The organism is Rhizobium sp. AQ_MP, from assembly GCF_014237835.1.
GTDB lineage: Bacteria > Pseudomonadota > Alphaproteobacteria > Rhizobiales > Rhizobiaceae > Allorhizobium.
Window position 1 is genome coordinate 15260 of sequence record NZ_JACJVI010000016.1, and the last position, 19559, is coordinate 34818.

Annotated in this window: 9 protein-coding genes; 2 read left to right on the top strand and 7 right to left on the bottom strand. The window is 59.9% G+C overall.

Annotation, left to right across the window (positions count from 1 at the left end; genetic code table 11):
• Positions 1–19 precede the first annotated feature (19 nt).
• From H6M51_RS19510 to H6M51_RS19520, 3 genes are all read right to left on the bottom strand, one after another.
• Positions 20–2230, bottom strand: coding sequence for a calcium-binding protein (locus tag H6M51_RS19510; RefSeq protein ID WP_185811469.1), 2211 nt, complete (start codon positions 2228–2230; stop codon positions 20–22).
• A 6-nt stretch (positions 2231–2236) separates the two neighbouring features.
• A complete protein-coding gene (locus tag H6M51_RS19515) occupies positions 2237–3955 on the bottom strand; it encodes a type I secretion system permease/ATPase (RefSeq protein WP_185811470.1) in 1719 nt (572 codons plus the stop codon).
• A 63-nt stretch (positions 3956–4018) separates the two neighbouring features.
• Positions 4019–12919: a peroxidase family protein gene (locus tag H6M51_RS19520; RefSeq protein ID WP_185811471.1), complete on the bottom strand. Its 8901-nt coding sequence runs from the start codon at positions 12917–12919 to the stop codon at positions 4019–4021.
• Between the two features lie 320 nt (positions 12920–13239).
• Here H6M51_RS19520 and H6M51_RS19525 point away from each other — a divergent pair, with 320 nt between their 5' ends.
• The gene (locus H6M51_RS19525; RefSeq protein WP_185811472.1) at positions 13240–14664 is read left to right on the top strand and encodes a sensor histidine kinase; all 1425 of its coding nucleotides are present in this window, start codon (positions 13240–13242) and stop codon (positions 14662–14664) included.
• 61 nt (positions 14665–14725) lie between these two features.
• On the opposite strand, the gene H6M51_RS19530 is transcribed toward H6M51_RS19525, so the two are convergent.
• On the bottom strand, positions 14726–15382 hold the full coding sequence (locus H6M51_RS19530) for a response regulator transcription factor (protein ID WP_185811473.1): 657 nt from the start codon (positions 15380–15382) through the stop codon (positions 14726–14728).
• Positions 15383–15751: 369 nt separating this feature from the next.
• On the opposite strand from H6M51_RS19530, the gene H6M51_RS19535 reads away from it, so the two are divergent.
• Positions 15752–16627: a DMT family transporter gene (locus H6M51_RS19535; RefSeq protein WP_185811543.1), complete on the top strand. Its 876-nt coding sequence runs from the start codon at positions 15752–15754 to the stop codon at positions 16625–16627.
• 75 nt (positions 16628–16702) lie between these two features.
• On the opposite strand, the gene H6M51_RS19540 is transcribed toward H6M51_RS19535, so the two are convergent.
• From H6M51_RS19540 to H6M51_RS19550, 3 genes are read right to left on the bottom strand one after another with little or no spacing between them, the layout of a single operon-like run.
• Positions 16703–17707: a TRAP transporter substrate-binding protein gene (locus tag H6M51_RS19540; RefSeq protein WP_185811474.1), complete on the bottom strand. Its 1005-nt coding sequence runs from the start codon at positions 17705–17707 to the stop codon at positions 16703–16705.
• Positions 17708–17747: 40 nt separating this feature from the next.
• Positions 17748–19025 carry a TRAP transporter large permease gene (locus H6M51_RS19545; protein ID WP_185811475.1) on the bottom strand — a complete coding sequence of 426 codons (1278 nt, stop codon included), beginning with the start codon at positions 19023–19025 and terminating at the stop codon, positions 17748–17750.
• Positions 19025–19558: a TRAP transporter small permease gene (locus H6M51_RS19550; RefSeq protein ID WP_185811476.1), complete on the bottom strand. Its 534-nt coding sequence runs from the start codon at positions 19556–19558 to the stop codon at positions 19025–19027. Before H6M51_RS19550 ends, H6M51_RS19545 begins: the two co-directional genes overlap by 1 nt.
• Between the last annotated feature and the right edge of the window lies 1 nt (position 19559).

Below are 19559 nucleotides of genomic sequence, written 5' to 3' on the forward strand. Positions count from 1 at the left end.
TTACAATTCTAGCCCGGCCTCAGGCGACCAATCCTTCGGCCTGACCGGGAAGGTGGAAAGCGGTCAAGATCAGGTCGTCTGCGTCCAGATCCTGCGCGCTGATGATGATGATCTCGTAGTCCTGATCACCGTCGATGTCGGTGACAAGCTGTAGGACTTGATGTTCTTGATCGTCATCATCGATCATTTTCTTGTAGAGCTTGACCAGGGTCTTGTGGTCGTCGCGATTGAGTTCGAGCGAGGTCTCGCCATCGTCGAAATAGAGCCGGCCGAGTTCCCGCTCGAGCTTCGACAGGTCGACCTTGTCGCCGACATCGAAGTCGCGGATCTGGTCGAAGCCTGCCCCGGAATTGCCGATCGAAGCGACCGACCCGAAGACGAAGGTGTCGTGGCCACCTTGGCCATAGAGAATGTTCACGGCAGAGTTGGCCGTGATCATGTCGTCGCCTGCGCCACCCACAGCATTCTCGATCGACGTCAGGTGGTCCTCGCCGATCTCCTCGCCGGACGCCCTGCCCGCCTGAAGATCGATGACGACGGCTGACGTGGCGAAGGAGGCGTCATAGGTATCCGAGCCCTCGCCGCCATGCACCACGTCATCGCCATCGTCGACGATCGCAGGCGAAATCGTCGTGCTCGAAGTCGTCGCGTCCGGAGCGGTCGTGTCGGGACCGGCGGCCGCAGCGATTTCAACCGGCGCGGCAGGCGCTGCGGGCAAGGCAGGCAGCTCACGCATTTGCAGCACCGGCTGCAGACCGGCCACATAGACGTCGTCGCCATCACTGCCGACGACCACATCAACGCCCGCGCCGCCCGAAAGCGTATCGTTCCCCGCACCGCCTTCCAGCACGTCGTCACCGGCATCGCCCGACAGCACGTCATGGCCCGCCTCTCCGAACAACCGGTCGTCGCCGTCGCCGCCCGAGAGGACGTCATTGCCCTCGCCGCCGATCAGGCTGTCGTCTCCGCCTTCGCCGAAGATCACATCGTCGCCGCCCTCGCCGAGCAGAACGTCATCGCCTTCGCCCCCGAAGATGCGGTCATTGCCGGCGCCGCCATGGATGACGTCGCGCCCGTCGCCGCCGATCAGAAGGTCATCCCCGGTGCCGCCGAGGATCAAATCATCGCTTTCCCGGCCATAGACGATGTCGTTACCGGCACCGGCATCGATCAGGTCCTTGCCCGGCGTGCCAAGAATCACGTCGTCGCCCTCTGTGCCGATGATTTCCTTGTCGGGATGAGCACGCAGATCGAGGAAGGCCTGCCCCTGAATCGAGGCCTTGCCATCGCCGATCGTGAAGGTCAGCGTGATCGTACCGGAAGCATCCCGTTCGGGCACATAGATCCAGGCATCGCCGCCATAGGCGCGGATCTCGCCGGAGGTGGCACGAATGTCAGAAATCGACAGCCGGTCTCCGTCAGGATCCACGGCGGCACGAGCAAAATCCGCCCACATCAAAAGCATGGAAAGGTTGATGAAGCCGGCTCCGAGGTAGACCGGGCCGCGCGATACGGGCGCACGATTGGTATCGACCGGCGGGTTACCGGAAGATCCCCCATTCGTACCGCCCCCGTTCGAGGAGCCCGGGTTCGAGGATCCCGCGTTCGAAGCGCCATTTCCCGGCAATGCGCCGGCCGACGCATGGTCCTCACCCGGCCGACCACCGGCGGATGAACCACCGGAGGAGGAGCCATCTGCTGCGTTCGACGGCAGGCTGAAGACGGAGAACTTCGGCTTAGCCACGCTCGGCATGGCGAAGCGGAAATCATTGGCAGCCACGTCGATCGTGACACCCTGAGAGGGACGGCCTGCATACTCGCCGTCGAGCGCAAAGTCCTGTGCGTTGAAGCGGATCGACGAGTAAAGCCGCTTCTGCGGCTGCACCTGTTCCATCACGTCCTCGTAGCGCCGCTGGATCTCCTGCCAGAAGGCTGCGATATCGATGCCGGCCTCCGGCTGATCTTCGAGGGGTGATGGCAGGCTGTCGTCCGGCGCTACCTTGGGCTTGTCATCCAGCGCAACCGTATTGGGTGCTGGATTGACGATATCGCGCAGCCGCCCAAGATAGGCGCCAAGCCCCATGGCCAACACGGCAAAGATGCCGGGCGACAACAGCGTTCTCTCTGCCTCATCACTCAGCGCAAACTTGCGCGCCGGCGCCTTGGCGGAAACAGCATCGCCGTGCCCGAGTTGGAGGGTCTCATCATGATCGGTAACGGAGGAACGCATGATGATTTACTCCGCCGCGATCGGCATGACGCGTGTCGGCCGAAGCGGCTTCTCCTGCGTGTTCGCCGGAACCTTGATGATATCCTCCTTCGGACCGAACGAGATGAGCTTGCCGCCCTGGACGACGCCGACCATGTCGACGGCCTGCAGCACGCTCGGACGATGCGCCACGATGACGACGATCCCACCACGCTCGCGCACCTTGACGATCGCCTTCATCAGCGCCTCCTCCCCCTCGGCATCGAGATTGGAGTTGGGCTCGTCGAGCACCACCAGGAAGGGATCGCCGTAAAGCGCCCGTGCCAGCGCGATGCGCTGACGCTGGCCGGCCGACAGCGACTGGCCGCCCGCGCCGATCTGCGTCTGGTAGCCATTCGGCAGCCGCACGATCAGATCGTGGATACCGGCTGCGCGCGCGGCGCGGAAGATCATCTTGGCATCCGCATCCGGGTCGAAGCGCGCAATGTTATCGGCAACCGTTCCGTCGAGCAGCGCCACTTCCTGCGGCAGATAGCCGACATTCTCGGTGAAGAAGCGGGTTGGCCACTGCTTGAGGTCGGCGCCATCGACGCGCACCGAGCCGCGCAGAAGCGGCCAGATACCGAGCAGCGAACGCGCAAGTGTGGTCTTGCCACCGCCCGACGGGCCGATCAGCGCCAGCGCCTGACCGGCTGTGAGCTTGAAGGAGACATCGCTCAGGAGAACGGTACCGGTCGTGGGGGCGACCGTCGTCATGCCCTCGACGACGAGGTCCTCGCTTGGGGCCGGCAAATCGAATTGTGTAGGCGGGCGGTCGAGTACGGCGAGCGTATCCTTGATGCGTGCCCAGGATCGGCGCGCCGAGATCACGCCCTTCCACTGGGCGATCGCCTGATCGACAGGTGCAAGCGCCCGACCGGTAACGATCGAGGACGCAATGATCGCGCCGGCCGACATCTCGCCCTTCATGGTGAGATAGGCGCCAAGCCCGAGCGTTGCGGACTGCAGCATCATGCGCAACACCTTGGAGATCCCGGCAAAGGTGCCGGCGATGTCTGAGGTCGCGGTCTGGGTTTCGAGATGGCGGCGATTGGCGCTTTCGAACCGGTCGATCGCCCGGTCTGTCATGCCCATCGAATAAAGGATATCGCCGTTGCGGACATGGTTGTCCGAAACGTTGTTGCGCTGGATCGCCGCCCGCGTCATCTCCTTTGCGTGACGACGCGAGAGAAGCTCGGCCGCGATCGTCAGACATGCAAGGAAGGCGGCTCCCCCGAGTGTCAGCATGCCGAGTACCGGATGCAGCATCCAGACGAAGACCAGATAGACCGGTATCCAAGGCAGGTCGAAAAGCGCGACCGGTCCCGCCCCTGACAGGAAGCCGCGGACCGTATCCACGTCGCGCCCCCGCTCGGAGGCTTCCGCCGAGGAATAGCCGAAGCGCGGCATGTCGATCACCACCCGGTGCACGAGCGGGGCGATCTTCCGGTCGACATTCGATCCGAAACGCACAAGCATCTGCGACCGCAGGATGTCGAACACCCCCTGGAACAGATAGAGGCCGACGGCGATCACCGACAGCCAGATGAGCGTTGGGATGCTGCCGCTGGTTAACGCGCGATCATAGATCTGCAGCATGTAGAAGGCGCCGGTCAGCGCCAGGATATTGATGATCCCCGACAGACCGAAGACGAAACCCGTCACCAGGCCTATCCCCGAAAGCTTGTAGTTCGACTGCTTGTTCATGGCTTCCCCCACCGAAACTATCTCTGCCGGCCCCGCCGGGCCGGCAGTTCTGCCATGCAGTCCTCAGGACACGCCGAGGAAGTCGTTGATCGTCAGGTTGTGACGGCCATGCAGCGAGAGTTCAAAGTCCGCGGCGTTGTCCCCTTGGGTATTGCCCCGGATCACAGTGAACTCCTCGCCGTCGCGCATCTCGTGCGTGATGGTCACGTCGCCGATCGCATCGATCGTCTGGCCTGCTTCAAGCTTCATCGCTCCCATGCCGGTAAAGTCGATCCGGTCACCGGTCTGGAAGCCGTAGATCGTGTCGCCATTGGCCGACGCCGCCGAGGTGAACTTGAAGACATCGTCGCCAAGTCCGCCATCGATGATGTTGACCGCCATCGACGCGGTGATCTTGTCGTGGCCGGAGCCGCCGACGAAGTTCTCGAAGCCGTAGAACGTATCTGAGCCCGTCGTGCCGCCGGAAACCGAGCCGCGCTGGTTGAAGCCATTGCCGAGGTCGACCGTCAGGTTGGCACTGCTTGCGGCATAGTCGAGCGTGTCGATGCCCGCTTCGCCGTAGTAGGTATCGTTGCCGTCATTGGCCGTGGCGATGACCGTGTCATTGCCGTCGCCGGCCCAGATCCTGTCATCACCCGCACCGCCTTCGATCGTGTCGTTTCCAGCACCCGCGAAGATCTGGTCGGAACCTGCACCGCCGAACACGATATCCTTGCCTTCTCCGGCATGAACCTCGTCGTCGCCGAGACCAGCATTGATGAAGTCGTCACCGTCACCGCCGGTGATCACGTCATCGCCATCCTCGCCGCGAAGGATGTCCGAACCAGCCTGACCGACCAGCACATCGGTGCCCGCACCGCCAAGGATCGTGTCGTTGCCACCAGCACCAAGCAGAGCGTCCGCAGAAGCCGTGCCGATCAGTGTCAGGGCTGCCACCGGAACCGGGGTCGGCGTTGTGCCGCCACCTGTGCCTGAGCCGCTACCGGAACCATTGCCAGAGCCGGCACCGGCACCATCGTCCTCGCCACTGCCGTCCCCTTCACCATCGCCATCCGAAGAGCCATCATCGTCGCCTTCGTCTTCGCCGCCTTCGCCGTTGTCCCCGCCATTGTCGATGCCACCGTCGTCTCCGCCGGTGTCGCCGCCGCCAGTCTGGCCATCGCCGTCGCCATCGCCATCCCCGTTACCATTGTCGTCACCTTCACCCGCGCCGTCGCCATTGGCGCCGTCTTCGAGGTCGGAGGAGAAGATGTCTTCCGGCAAGCCGGTGAGACCGGTGTTACGGGCAACAATGTCCGAGAAGCCCTGGCCATCGATGAAGTTTTCATACAGATCAAAGTTGTCGAAACGCTCCAGATAATAGAAGCGGTCGGCTTCCTGCAGGCGATCGAATTGCTCGTGCAGGACGACCCAGAACGTATCGCCGGCCATGCCGCCATTGAAGTGCTTCTCGGCAAGACCACCGACCCAGAGATCGACACGGTCGATGCCCTTGACCAGGCCCGTACCGTCCTGCTGGACAGTCACGATATTGCCGTTGATCGCCTTAAAGGCGGCAATCTGGTCAGCCTGCAGCACGAGGTCCGGATAGGCGGCGATGAACTGTGCAAGCACGACATCGCTGAGACCGTTGCGCTGCTGGAAGTCCTGCCAGCTCGAATAGGGGTTCATCGAACCGCCATTCGCTTCCAGGAATTCGACTGCGAACTTGATATAGGGGTCGGTCGAAGCTTTGAGATCGGCCTTGACCTGATTGAGTGTGCCGAGACCCACATCACGACCACGCGCCACGTTGAAGGCAAAGAGATCGGCCCGGATCCGAACGAGGTCATTGCGGACCGCGTTGACGACGTTGAAGTCCACGTCTTCCGCCGGCTGCTCGACGATACCCGACAGGATCGCGCCGGTGCCGAGCTGCTCGTAGCCAGGCTTCGGATCATAGCCTCTGGCCCTCAGTGCCGCCAGTTCGCTCTCCGTGAACACGTCGTTGGTCGGGTTCAGGAAGGCGTCGAACAGGTTGACCGAGACGTTCTGCCCGTTTGCTCCCTTGACCGTGATCGTATCGCCGATCAGCGAGTGGCCGATGCGGTAGACGGCCGCAGCAAACTCGTGGCTGATACTCGCGGTCGCCTGATCGTTATAGGCTTCGAAACCGTGGCTGCCATTGCCCTGGATGCCGCCGATCAGGGCATCGGCAAACTCCGTGAACACGACGCGCTGATATTCAGCCTCGTTGACCATCTTGGCAGCCTGGAAGAGCTCTTCCGGTGTCCCTTCGAAGCCTGCAGCCTGCAACTTATCAACATGGAAGTTGTGGTTGCGGGCCCAGATGGTGTGCATCGAGGTCAGCGTGAAGTTCTCGTTCGCACGACCGTCGCCACCGATATAGTGATCGAGCGGGCTGATCATCGGATTGGCGTCGAGAAGGAGCGCGTGGCTCGAGCCCATGAAGTTCCCGGCAAGTTCCCGGACAACGGTCATGTTGTAGCCACCGGCCTGCGTCCACAGCGTCGGATAGTATTCCATAAGGGTCTTGCCGGCACCGAGGCCCAGGCCCTCGAAGACGGTTTGGGCCCCGCGGTGATGGTCGAGAAGCTCCCGCAGCGTAGACATCAGCTGGAAGCCCGGAGCCGACGGATCTTCCGGCCCCATCAGGATGCGAGAACCGACACCGCCCGCCCCATCGCTTTCGCGCAGGAACTGGCCCACGATCGCGTTGGAACCATAGACCTGATTCTGATCGACATAGGGCGAGGTCTTGTTCAGATGCTCCGGCGTATCACTCGCCGATTGCAGCTGGCTCGCCAATGAACCGCGGGTGAGATCGGTGAAGTTAGCCGCCGTCGGTCCGGGAATGTCCGCACCGTCGATGATCACCTTGCCGGCCCCACCCTTCGGCAGGAAGTCGAGACCGTGGTCGAAGTACTGACCGAAGGCCATGAAGAAGATATTGGCGTCATTCGGCGCCTTCGGCAGGTTTGCCTCCTGTGCACCGATGGCATTGGAGATCGCACGTGGGTCGAGCCCGTCGAAGATCGGGTTGAGGGCTCGGTTGATGATATTGCCTTGGCCATCCAGCTCGACACCGGCACCATAACGGGCTTCGGTCAGGCGGATGAAGGGCTCGTCCGCCGAGCCGAAGGTCGGATTGTCGATATTGTTGCCGTTGCCCGAGAGATCACGGACGCCGCCAGCACCTACTGTATCATCATCTCCCTCAAAGGCCGGAAGACCCTTGAGAAGGTTGGTGATGCCCTGGATGTCACGCGCCGTATATTCGAAGGCACCTGCGGGTCCAGGGATCGGGCCGGGGTTTTCGACCCCGTGATCGCTGGGCGGGGCAAGCTTCGGAACCTCGCCCGAGAAGGTGATCGAGTGCGCCCCGTTCGACAGCGTTTTCGTTCCGTCGCCATTTTCCGTCAGCGCATAGTCGGTCGGATTCGCGCCTACGGGGATCTCGACGACATCCTGCGCACGCAGAGTACCGATGATCGTATCCTGGCCTCCGGCGGAGCGGAACAGGATGCGGTGCGCAGAGGACAGATCCGAAATGTTGACCGTGTCGTTGCCTTCGGAGCCTTCGATCGTGATCGTATTAAAGTTCAGGCTGGTCGGGTTGAAGTTACCGATCGGGATAACCAGATCGTTGCCCGGACCGGTATTGATGATGATTTCCTCGATGTTGTCGAGCTCGGCGATCACATTGCCATTGCCGGTGCCATTGCGGGTGATCACGATCTCGGTGTTGGCGTTGTCAACCGTGCGGCCGGTCAGCGCAAGCCAGTCTGCACGGGCATAGACACGATAGGTCTCTGCCGTATTGTTGCCGTTGACGATGAAAGTGTCATTCGTGCCCGCGCCACCATCAATGAAGTCGCGACCATCAGTACGGGTAAACACCGGTATGCCCAGGAACAGGGTCGGATTGTCCACCGTCCAGCTAATGATGTCATCGCCAGCGCCAGCGCTGATCGTGTCATTGCCACCATTACCGGCGATAATGTCGTCACCGGCAGTGCCGATGAGATTGTTGTTCAAGACGCTGCCGCTGATCGTGTCGCCCACGGGGGTGGTCGGTGCGGAGGTCACCGTCGTCAGCGCACCGGCGCCATCGGTGTACGTGACCTGAACGCGCAGCAAATTGCCGACCTGAGCCGCAACTGGCGTAAACGTCGACGCGGTGGCAGCCGCGATATTGCCCCAAGTCGCCCCATTGTTGGTCGACACTTGCCACTGGTACGCAAAAGCACCGAGGCCATCTGGATCGGCGATACCCGCTGTATTGACGGACAATTGCTGGGGCCGGGTCGGCGTGAGATCCGAAATCACAGGAGCGCCGCTCTGACCTTCCTGCGCGTTGGTCACGGTGACAGCCAAAGCCTGGGAGTCAACCGCGATGCCATCGGAAACCTCGACAACCACGTCATAGACGTTGTTGCCGCCAGCATCAGTGGGAGCTTCGAAGTTCGGAGGCGCACGGAACGAGAGTACACCCGTGTTCGCATCGACCGAGAACAGTGCGGCATCGGCCCCACCGGTGATCGAATAGGTCAACACCTGGCCGGCATCCGGATCGGCTGCCGTCACGGTGGTGACGACAGTGGCGTTTTCCGGCCGCGAAATTGAGGCCGTCGCAGCGCCGCCATTAGAGGTGATCTCGGGCGCACGGTTCAGGACATTCGCCAGCGACACGTCTCCATCGGCAAAGCGCAGCACCTCGATGTTCCTGATGCGGTCGGTGCCGTCGGAAGTAACGAGCCCAAGCGTACCGTCTGGATCAACGTTCACATGGGTGACCGTAACGCTGCCGTCCGCGTTGCGGACGAAAGAGTAGTTGGCCCGGACATCCGAGTAGACGGCGACGTCGACATCACCAGTCTTGCCGCCGTTGACGATTTCGCGAACGATCTTCATCTGGCCGGGTGTGACCACCCGTTCAAGCAGCAGGTCTGAAAGTGCCATGCCACCGAAGGCAGGCGCTGTATCGGCCGGGATTTCGCCGTTGACGAGTTGAGACTGGAGATAGACCGGTCCTGCCAGACTGTCTGCCGTATATACAGGTCCGCCCGGTGTCGTCGTGATGCGGATGCGAACGTTGAGCCATGCGTCCCCGTCGATCACGTCGTCACCGCCGCGCCCCTCGATCAGGTCGCTGCCACCACCGCCGAGCAGGATGTTGCCGTCGTCGAAGGCGATTTCAGCTTCGCGGGCGGCTTCGCCCACGGTCGTCGTGTTCTGGACAAGATTGCCCAACAGTTCACGCAGACCGGCGATCCGATCGATACCGGCCTGGCTGAGGTGGTGCTTGACCATGGTGTTCTCGGCGCCGGCCAGATTTGCACCCGGCTCGGCTTCGGGATCCGGCGTCGTCGCGAAGGCGGTTGCCCGATTGTCGCCGCGCAGTACGTCGTTCTGCTTGTAACCCGACAATCCTTCGACAGCGTCGAAGCGGTTGCGCAGAATGTCCTGCTGGTCGGTGGTGAAGATAGGCTTGGTCAGATCCGCATCGGCATTTTCGGTATTGCCCTTGTAGATCGCCCAGTCGTAGCCCCACATGCCTTCATTGCGCATGACGCTTTCGCCCTGCACCATGATGTCGTCGCCGGATTCGGCGTCGAAGTCATGCTCGTTCTGACCAGCAAACATGACGTCGTGGCCGATGATCGTCGAGTTGAAGAACAACTCGGAATTGTCGCCGGCCGTCGTGTCGAAACCGTTGCCGCCTTCGATCCAGTCGTCGCCTTCGTTGCCGAGCAGGAAGTCGCCGCCTTCACCGCCAAGCATGAAGTCGTCGCCTTCGCCGCCGAACATTTCCTTGCCGTCGGGGCCAGCGATCAGGACGTCAGAGCCCTGGTTGCCGAAGACCAGCGCCAGGCCAGAGCCGCCATGCACGACGTCATTGCCTTCTTCACCCATCAGGAAGTCGGTCTCGCCGATATCGGTCCCCGAGTTCGTGATGATGTCATCGCCCTCACCACCATGGATCTTGTCGACGCCGTAGCCCGCTTCGATGCGGTCATTGCCGCCACGGCCCCAGACCGTGTCGTCACCGCCACCGGCAACGATCGTATCGTCCTTGTTGGTACCCTGGATCAACACATGGTCGTTGCCATTGTACTTGATGAAATTGGCTCCACGTTCGACCACAGGTGCCAGCGCATTCTGGAAGGGATCGGTACCCGTCGGATCGACGTATCCCCACTTCGTCTGCTCCGTCTTGTCGACGTAGAGAACGTGGTCCGGCACGGAGAAGATGTCGCCTGGAACGGCATAACCCGACTGACCGATATCACTGTTGCGCATGACCATTTCAGCGAAGGAATTGGCTTCCAGTTCGTTGAGAAGGTTTAGACCCTGGGTACGCGACAGATAGTAGAAGCGGTCGCCGTTCTGCAGATTTTCGAGCTGTAGCTCGAAGACGAAGGAGAAGGTCGAGCCCAGCATGCCGCCGAAGGCCATCTTCTTTTCGGCCAGGCCGCCGATCCAGAGGTCGACGTCGTTCAGACCGCCGAGATTGGTGTAGGCGCCGGTACCATTGAGGAAGTCCAGACGGTCGGCCGGTGCTCCCGTGCCACCGAAGACCAGTTTCATGGCAGCGTCACGCTTTTCTTCGAGGGTCGTTGGCCGGACACCTTTGGGATTGGTTTCAGTTATCAGTGCAGGATCTTCGATCGTCGTGATAGACTCATGCGTACCATAGGCGGCGATGAAGTTGACGATCGAAGCCGGGTTCTTCAGGTTCATCCCGAAATCGACCCAGTTCTTGTAGGGGTCGAGCTGCGTATCGCCGTTTGCGATTGCCTTGAACTGCGCACGAGCGGCGTTCAGGCTCGGAATACCGGTCTCACGACCGCGAGCGATGTTGAGCGCGGCAAGGTCGAGCGGAATGCCGACCAGGTGGTTGCGCAGGACGTCCGTGACGAATTCGTCGATCTCGTTGCCGACCTGACCGGTCATGCCGCGGATAACGGCACCGGCACCCTGGTCCGCCGTGATCTGCCCGGGCGCATAGGCGGTCGGGTTGAGGAACGCGGTGAAGAGATCCATGGAGGACTTGGTCCCGTTGGCGCTCACGCTGTCCACCGTCTCGTTCAGCATCGAATGGCCGAAGCGATAGACCACATGCGCGAACTCGGCAAAGATTGCCGGGTTGATGTCCATTGACGGGTTGAACACGAAGGCGTCGACGTCCGGCTGGATTTTGCGTGCAAACTCCTCAAAGACGAGGTGCTGGTACTGCATTTCCGTGGTGAAGCGAGCAGCCTGGAAAAGGCGCTCACCGTCCCAGTTAAGCGCGGCCTTGATGGCCGCGAGATTGCCACCTGGCAGCGACTGGATATCTGTCGCAAGCCATTCGTTCAGGAAGGCGAAATCACCGTTCTGAGCCGCCGCAATCGCCTGTTCCTTGACCTGTTCGACGATGCGGTTGTGCTCGGAGTGGAAAATATGGTGAACGGCAGTCAGGCCGATGTTTTCATTACCGCGACCGTCGCCCGTGACGAAATGTGCATCGAGGAGCTCGTTGTCATAGACGGAGTATTGTCCTCGGCCGTTCGGGATTGGCGATGTGCCGTCCGCATTCTTCAGCCCGATGCCATCAACTGGCTTCCTATCCTGATCGAGGACCAGCTCTCCAGTGACAGGGTCCCGCTTGGCAACGTCGCCATCCGGAGCAAGTGCTCCGTTCACCACGACGGGCACTGCGAGGTGCGCGATATCGTCGAGGAAGGCGTGGTTTGTCAGAACGGCATTTGCAAGGCTGATTGCAGCCGTACCGGGTCTGCCTTCGACGAGGCCTGACGAGGTTTCAAGCAATGGGAAACCGTTCGGGCCGCGAACGAATTCGCCATACGCATCCATCCGGAACAGCGGCACGGAACCCACATACTCGTCAGTCAGGTTGATCCCGAGAATGTCGCGAGCTTGCGCCTTGACCTCCGCCCAGGTTGCGATCCCCTTTGCTCCCTCTAGCAGGTGGCCCGTTGCCATCGGCTTGCCGTCCACCAGCTTGTATTCACGCAGGAAAAGCTGCTTGGAGGCGATCGAGGAGTAAGTCTGGTTCTGGTCGACGAACGGCGTTGTCAGGTTGAGCGGCTGCTGTGGTGCGCGCGTCAGCACCATGTAGTTCGTGAAGCTGCCGGGCACATAAAGCGGATCGTCCGGCGCCAGCGGAATGTAGATTTTCTCGTTGCCGCCCTTCTGGACCAGGTCAAGGCCGTGGTCGAAGAACTGGCCAAACAGCGTGAACCAGGAATTGTAAGGAGCCGAGAGGCCCTCGTCAGGCGCGACATTTTCGATGAGGATGGAGGGACCATCGAACTTGATCCCGTATTCGCTCTCGATCACCGGAGCGACCAACTTTGTGGCCTCGGCGATCAAAACCGCATCGGTTTTAAACGGAGCGTCGCTTGCAGGCGTGACTTGTTGCAAGGCATCGGCAAAGTCCGCTCTGATCGCATTAACCGCAGCCATCAGGTCGCCCGTAAAGCCTGCCTGCACGAGGGCTGTGTAAATCGCCGCGGGATTCGACAGGGTCTGGTCGACGATCAGGTTCGAGATCAGTCGCGGATCGGCATCGGCGACAGCACCGGTCGGATTGTAGGCGCCGCCGATTGTGGTGAAGCTGTTTGCGCCAGTGCGGAGCTGGAACGTGTCGCCATCCGACACCCGCCATTCGTCTCCGAGCAGATCGAGGAACGGCTGATCGACCGCACCCCATTTATCGCGGCCTGCACCGAGATTGTTGAAGCTGCCGTCGACGGTGCGCAGACCGTAAGGAACGTGCTCGGCGCTGATCGCGAGTGTCGCGCCGGGGGTCCCCTGCGGCACGACATTGCCAAGCTCGTCGACCCAGATGTCGGTAAGCGGCCTAGCGTTCGTCGTGGAATGCGCAATCGAGTTCGCTTCGGCGATCTTGATCTGCCGCAGGATGAATTCGAGATCGTGCTTGTTGACCTGGACCATGCCTCTTTCGGGGAAACCCCGCCTCCGCTGCTCACGTCCCTGCTACTTTTTGCCAGGGATTTCTCAGGCTCCAGCGTCGCATAAACCCCCAAAATCGGAAGGGAACATGGTCCCGCAAAGTGTCGGATCAAAGTCCAAAATAAGTTCAGACCTTTGTCTGAACTTCGCCAGACCTCTGTCGACATGTTCACCGTCAGCGTGCATCAATAGAAGCGCTGAAAAAATGGAGGGGTGGGGGACCTATACTGCGAAGTCACGCCGAACGGGGGAACTCATGCTCGGATCCGATACCCTCCGGTTGAGGGCAAAACTGAAATTCAATGAAAATTGATATCGAGAAGTCGACACTATCGTTGGCAAGTCGCCTGTGGAGAAAACTCGAATCCCTGTCGCTATCGGCGCAATTCCTGATCGCCGCATCGCTGATCGTTTTTGGCCTGATGACCGGGGTGAGCGTCTTCGCGGCTGCGCAGGTTGAGAGGGCCGCCTTGAACGCAGCCGGCTCTGCGAGCGCAGTGCGAATGCAGATACTGATCGCCCCTCTCATCAAGGATGTCGAAGGCGGCGAGGCGGGATTTGGCGAGGATCTGCAGAATAGGATTTCTGCGCTGATCGGGCAGGGTCCCGAAGGTCAAAGGATACGCAACATCAAGATCTGGGCCGCAGACGGGCGCCAGCTTTACCCCGCGAATGACATGAATGAAAAGCCGGTTCTGTTCAAAGAACTCGCTCTGGCCCTCGCGGGCGAAGTCGTAGTTTCAAGGACCACCGAAGCAAAACACGAATACAGCGAGGAGGAGATATCCGAGCCCCTCCTGGAGATCTACGGACCTTTGGTGAGAGCAGCAGACGGAACAGTCTTGCTGGCTGGCGAGATCTACGAGGAATCAGAAATCCTGCGCCGCCAGATAGCCGAGACACGCCTCACCTCCATGGCGGGTGTCTTCCTGCTGGCCGTGCCCATGCTATCACTTTTGTATCTGGTGGTGCGCAAGGGCGCGAGACTGATCGAGGAACAGAGAAAGACATTGCGAGAGAGCCTTCGCAACGCCATAGAGCTTTCGATCGAAAACAATCGACTACGCCTTCTGGCGGACAATGCCCGCGTCGAAGCTGGCAAGCTCAACGAGCGAATTCTCGATCAGATCGGCGCCGACCTGCATGATGGGTCAGTCCAGCTGTTGACCTTGGTCAAGCTGCGCCTGAGCGACCTGACCATGCCGAGCCCGGACATAACACCACCGGTGCGCGACGCGCTTTCCAAGATCATGGATCTGGTAAGCAATATCCTTGATGAGGTGCGCAATCTGTCGGCGGGCCTGATTCTTCCGGAACTCGAAGAAGCCACCATCGACGAAGCCGTTCAACTGGCGGTCAAACGCTATCTCGAGATCACCGGGCGGGAGACGATGCTCGTGGGCAGTGCTGGCCTCGACCTGAGAATCCCGGACCTGTCGATCTGCATCTACCGCTTTGTGCTGGAAGGCCTGATGAACAGCTATCGTCATGCCAACAGCAATACCCATCTCGTGCGCTACAGCTTCAAGCGTGGGCGCCTATTCATCGCGGTTATCGATATCGGCGAGCGGCCGGTCCTGTCATCGAAGCGGGAAGTTCAGCGCGCAAGACTGGGCAAGATCAGCCAAAAGCGGCGAATCCGGAACTTCGGCGGGCGCATGCGTTACTTTCCAAGGAAAAACGGCTCGTTCGCCGTTGCCAGCTTGCCGATCGGCATCGTGGACTGACACCCTGGTCTGTCAGGGTGACACTAGGTATCCGAGCGACAGGATTGCAAAGAGATGGTGCTCAGCTTGCCAAGCGGTCACGTGGCGAAGTGCGATTCTTGACCGCGATAACCAGTTCGACGCGGTTACGGACGCTGAGCTTGTTCATCAGGGACGTCATGTAGTGCTTCACGGTCTTTTCGCTGATGTTGAGGCTTTGTCCGATTTCGCGGTTTGTCAGCCCTTTCAACAGACCGCTCACGATCTGCTCTTCGCGGTGATGCAACCGCTCCGGCTGCTGCGTCTTTCGGCGCAGCTCCGCGGTCTTCATCGAGACGATGACCTTTGTCGCAAATCCCGGCGTGATGTAGGTCTCGCCATTAAAGGCCGTGATAATGGCGTTATGCAGGTCTGAAGAGGACGAGCCCTTGAGAACATAACCGCTGATGCCTGCCTCGATCAGTTCGACGGCGGGCTGAATCGCGCTTGAAGCTGTAAACACGATGACTTTCGTCTCGGGGTAGGATGCCAGGATTACGTCGATTGCAGCAAAAGAGTCCCCTGGCATGCTCAGGTCCATCACGATCACATCAGGACGATGGATCTCGAGGATATTGAGGGCGTCGACGGTTGTGTGTCCCATCGCCACGACATCCAGATCCTCTTTTGTACGGTAGAGACTGACAAGACCTTCCAATAGAATCGGATGGTCATCTACAAACGCGACGCGTACCAACATTGATCCATTCCCCCATGAGCAAAATGGGTATCACAGTTGATACTGCTCATAAAGCGGATGCTTAATGTTCGGTTAATTCTGGTTGGGCCTTTTTTGGGTCAAGTAGAGCCGCAACCATTGTTTCAAAGCAGGAGGTTTAGGCGTGAATATCTTCATTTCACGATTCACTTAAGTTGTTTGGCCTTCGTCTCGGTAAAGGCAAACTGAAAAAGTGAAGCCCAATGCGGCTTGCGAGGTGGCGCTGGATGGGACAATAAGGCAAACTTGTCAGACAACATGACATAAACAATTGAAATGAGAATCGGCGGACAATTCATGAGCACGCAAGCAACCGATCGGGCCGAACCTGGAGTATTGAGATATGCCGGCATGACCGGCCCTGCCGTCATGCTGCTCGGCATGCTGCTGTTTGCCTTGAACGACGCCATGGGTAAATGGCTGGTGGCAAGTTACGGTCTGGGCCAGGTCATCCTGATCCGCAGCATCGCGGCTTTGTTGATCCTCGCCCCATTTATATGGGCAGCCGGCCTGAAACCGATCCTCGAGGTTGAACGTCCTGGGCTTCAGCTCCTGCGGGTCATTCTGTCGACGCTGGAACTCTTTTGCTTCTATTACGCAGTCATGTACCTGCCGCTCGCGGATGTCATGACCTACTGGCTTGCGGCCCCAATCTACGTCGCCGCAGCCGCACCGTTTCTTCTTGGCGAAAAAGTGGGCTGGCGGCGCTGGACCGCGATTGCGGTGGGTTTCATCGGGGTCGTCATCACCCTTGAACCCTCGAGCGCCATGTTCACTACGCCGGCGCTGATTTCCATCGTTGGAACGGCGGCCTTTGCCTTCATGATGCTCTCCGGTCGCAGCCTGAGGGGGACGCCCGATAAGATCCTCGTGCTGTTTCAGACTGGAGGTGCAGCCATAGTCGGCCTGTTTGTCGCCCCTTTCGGCTGGACACCACTCACCTCAGTTTCCGAGATGATGCTGCTCGGACTTCTCGGTATCGTGGCCATGAGCGCCCACATTCTTGTGAACCGAGCGCTGAAGATCTCAGATGCTGCAACGGTCGCTCCGCTGCAATACACCTTGCTCCTGTGGGCGGTTGTGTTCGGATACTTCCTCTTCGGTGAGGTCCCACGACTGACGATGGTGGTCGGCGCGACGCTGATCGTCGGCTCGGGCCTGTTCATCTTCTTTCGCGAGCAGCAACTCAAGAAAAGGGATATGGTCCTGCCCTCTGTTCCCGAGTGAAACGCAAAAAGCCCGCAACGGTCTCCCGCTGCGGGCTTTTTCTGGTGCGGCTCCTGAGAGCCACGACCAGGGAGGTTATTTGCGGATCTCCGCGAGCTGCGCAAGGATGCTGTCGACGACATCGGCGCCGATCGTTTCCTTGTGTTTCTCATAGACCACCATCGACTTCTCGCGGATGCGCTGCTGTTCTTCCGGAGAGAGAACATTGACCTCAAGGCCCGCCGCCTTGATCTTCTCCAGCGACTGTTTGTTGAGATCGGCAATCACGGAGCGCTCGACATCGCGCCCTACCGTGGCACATTCACGCAACGCGGCCTGTTCCTCGGGCGTATAGGTGTCGAAGATCGCCTTGGAGAACAGGAAGAGGAAAGGCGTATAGGCGTGATTGGTCTCGGTCACGTATTTCTGAACCTCGAAGAACTTCGAGGTATCGATCGTCACATAAGGGTTTTCCTGGGCATCGATCGTCTTGGTTTCCAGCGCCGAGAACACCTCACCGAACGCCATCGGCGTGGCGTTGGCGCCAAGGTTCTGGAAGGTATCGAGGAAGATGTTGTTCTGCATCACGCGAACCTTCATGCCCTCGAAGTCCTCCCACTTCGTGACGGGCCGAACAGAGTTCGAGAGATTGCGGAAACCATTCTCCCAATAGCCGAGATTGACGAGCCCGACAGCCTCGAGCTTCTGGTTCATCATCGTCCCGAACTCTCCATCGAGCACCTTGTAGGCCTCGTCTGCAGAGGTGAAGAGGAACGGCAGATCGAAGACGCCGAGCGCCGGCTCGATGCCGACCAACGGCGAGGACGAAGTCACGACGGCTTCCTGGACACCCGAACGCAGGGCCTGCGTTGCCTGGAGGTCGCCACCAAGGGCTCCGCCCCAGAAGGCCTGAAGCTTCAGCTTGCCACCGGACTTCTCATCAAGGCATTTCTGCATGGCCTCGATCCCATTGCCAACCGGGTGATCGGCGTTGATGCCGTTCGAGACGCGGATGGTCCTGTCGTTGAATTCTGCAAGGGCCGGTGCTGCAGCCGAAACGGTGAAGGCAAGGGAAGTTGTCGCCAGTAGATATCGTCTCATGTTATCCTCCCATGGATACCGATTGATTGAAAAAGTCACGTCATATCAGCCACCGTGCAGGCACGATGACGATCTCGGGAAACAGAACGAGAAGCAGAAGCACCAGAATCTGGGCGATCAGGAACGGCCATATGCCGGTCACGACCTTGCCGAGTGGAACACGCCCGACGCCGCTCACGACATTGAGCACGACGCCAACCGGCGGCGTGATCAGCCCGATGCAGCAGTTCATGATGAAAAGCACGCCGAAATAGACGGGATCGATCCCGGCCTGCTTGATGATCGGCATCAGGACGGGGGTCAGGATCAGGATCGTCGGGGTCAGATCAAGCGCCGTACCGACGATCAGGACCAGGATCATGATCACCAGCATCAGCATTTTCGGCTGATCGATCAGGGGTGAAATATAGCCGGTGATTTCGCCGGGGATGTTGGCAGCCGTGATCAGCCAGGCTGATACGAGGGCCGCGCAGACGAGGAACATGATGATCGACGTCGTCTTCGCTGCCTGAAGGATGACATGCGGCAAATCTCGCGGCTTCAGTTCGCGATAGATGAACATGCCGACGAACAGCGCATAGGCGGCAGCAATCACCGCGGCCTCCGTTGGCGTGACAACGCCAGCCTTGATGCCCCCTAGAATGATGACCGGCATGCCAAGCGCCCAGGCCGCACGGCCGGTGGCGCGCAGCCGGTCTTTCGCGGGGGCCTTTGGCAGAGGCTTGATGTCATCATTCCGGACCAGCAGCTGCCAGGTCACGATGAGCATGAGGCCCATCAGGATGCCGGGCACGATGCCAGCCATGAAAAGCTGGGTGATCGAGACGTTGGCAGCGACGCCGAAGACGATGAACGCCATGGACGGAGGGATGACGGGCGCGATGATGCCGCCTGAAGCAATCAGTCCTGCCGAGCGGGGCACATTATAACCTGCCTTTGCCATCATTGGGATCAGGATGGCGGCAAGCGCCGCCGTATCGGCCGCCGCCGATCCGGATATGCTGGCCATGATGATGGCCGCAACGATGGCGACAATACCAAGGCCACCGCGTATATGACCCACGCAGGCGATCGCAAATTCGATGATCCGCTTGGACAATCCGCCGGAATTCATCAACTCGCCGGCCAGCACGAAGAAGGGGATCGCAAGAAGCGTAAATGTGTCCGCACCTGCAATCATGTTCTGGGCGATGATCTGGCTGTTGAACATCCCCATGTAGCACATGAGGGCGACGCCGCAGAACATCAGGGCGAAGGCGACGGGCGCACCGATGGCCATCGCGCCGAGCAGGGAAGCAATGAAGACGAGAAGGGTCATCAGCCGCGCTCCGCAAGCTTCTCGACACTGAGATGTTCGCCCGCAAAGGCGGCTATCTCGTCGTCGGTCACTCGCCCGGTGACAATGCGAAACAGCCGTTCAAGCGCGATCAGGCTGCAGAGACCTCCGGTGAAGAATCCGATGCCATAGACCCAGCCCATCGATAGTCCGGTGACGGGTGCCTTCATGCTGGCATTGATCGGCAGCTGCTTCCAAGTGCCCCAGAAAAAGAGCAGGGACACGCCGAGGATCAGGAGATTGGTCAGAACCATGCAGACGATCCGTCCAGGTTTGCCCAGCAGCGCCACCAGAGACTCGACACCCATATGTCCATGTTCGCGAAGGCCGACGACGGCACCGACAAAGGTCAGCCACACAAAGAAGTATCGCGAGAGCTCATCTGACACCGTGAGTCCGGAGTTGAACGCATAGCGCAGGATCACGTTCAGGAAGACCATGATCGCCATGCCGCTCAACAGAAGAATGAGAGTAATCTCAAGAACCCGGTAAAAGAGGTCGACGGCTCTGGTCATC

What these genes read in the sequence shown, in the direction of transcription:
- H6M51_RS19510 (WP_185811469.1), bottom strand. Translation starts at nt 2,230, where the DNA reads ATGCGTTCCTCCGTTACCGATCATGATGAGACCCTCCAACTCGGGCAC.
- H6M51_RS19515 (WP_185811470.1), bottom strand. Translation starts at nt 3,955, where the DNA reads ATGAACAAGCAGTCGAACTACAAGCTTTCGGGGATAGGCCTGGTGACG.
- H6M51_RS19520 (WP_185811471.1), bottom strand. Translation starts at nt 12,919, where the DNA reads ATGGTCCAGGTCAACAAGCACGATCTCGAATTCATCCTGCGGCAGATC.
- H6M51_RS19525 (WP_185811472.1), top strand. Translation starts at nt 13,240, where the DNA reads ATGAAAATTGATATCGAGAAGTCGACACTATCGTTGGCAAGTCGCCTG.
- H6M51_RS19530 (WP_185811473.1), bottom strand. Translation starts at nt 15,382, where the DNA reads ATGTTGGTACGCGTCGCGTTTGTAGATGACCATCCGATTCTATTGGAA.
- H6M51_RS19535 (WP_185811543.1), top strand. Translation starts at nt 15,752, where the DNA reads ATGACCGGCCCTGCCGTCATGCTGCTCGGCATGCTGCTGTTTGCCTTG.
- H6M51_RS19540 (WP_185811474.1), bottom strand. Translation starts at nt 17,707, where the DNA reads ATGAGACGATATCTACTGGCGACAACTTCCCTTGCCTTCACCGTTTCG.
- H6M51_RS19545 (WP_185811475.1), bottom strand. Translation starts at nt 19,025, where the DNA reads ATGACCCTTCTCGTCTTCATTGCTTCCCTGCTCGGCGCGATGGCCATC.
- H6M51_RS19550 (WP_185811476.1), bottom strand. Translation starts at nt 19,558, where the DNA reads ATGACCAGAGCCGTCGACCTCTTTTACCGGGTTCTTGAGATTACTCTC.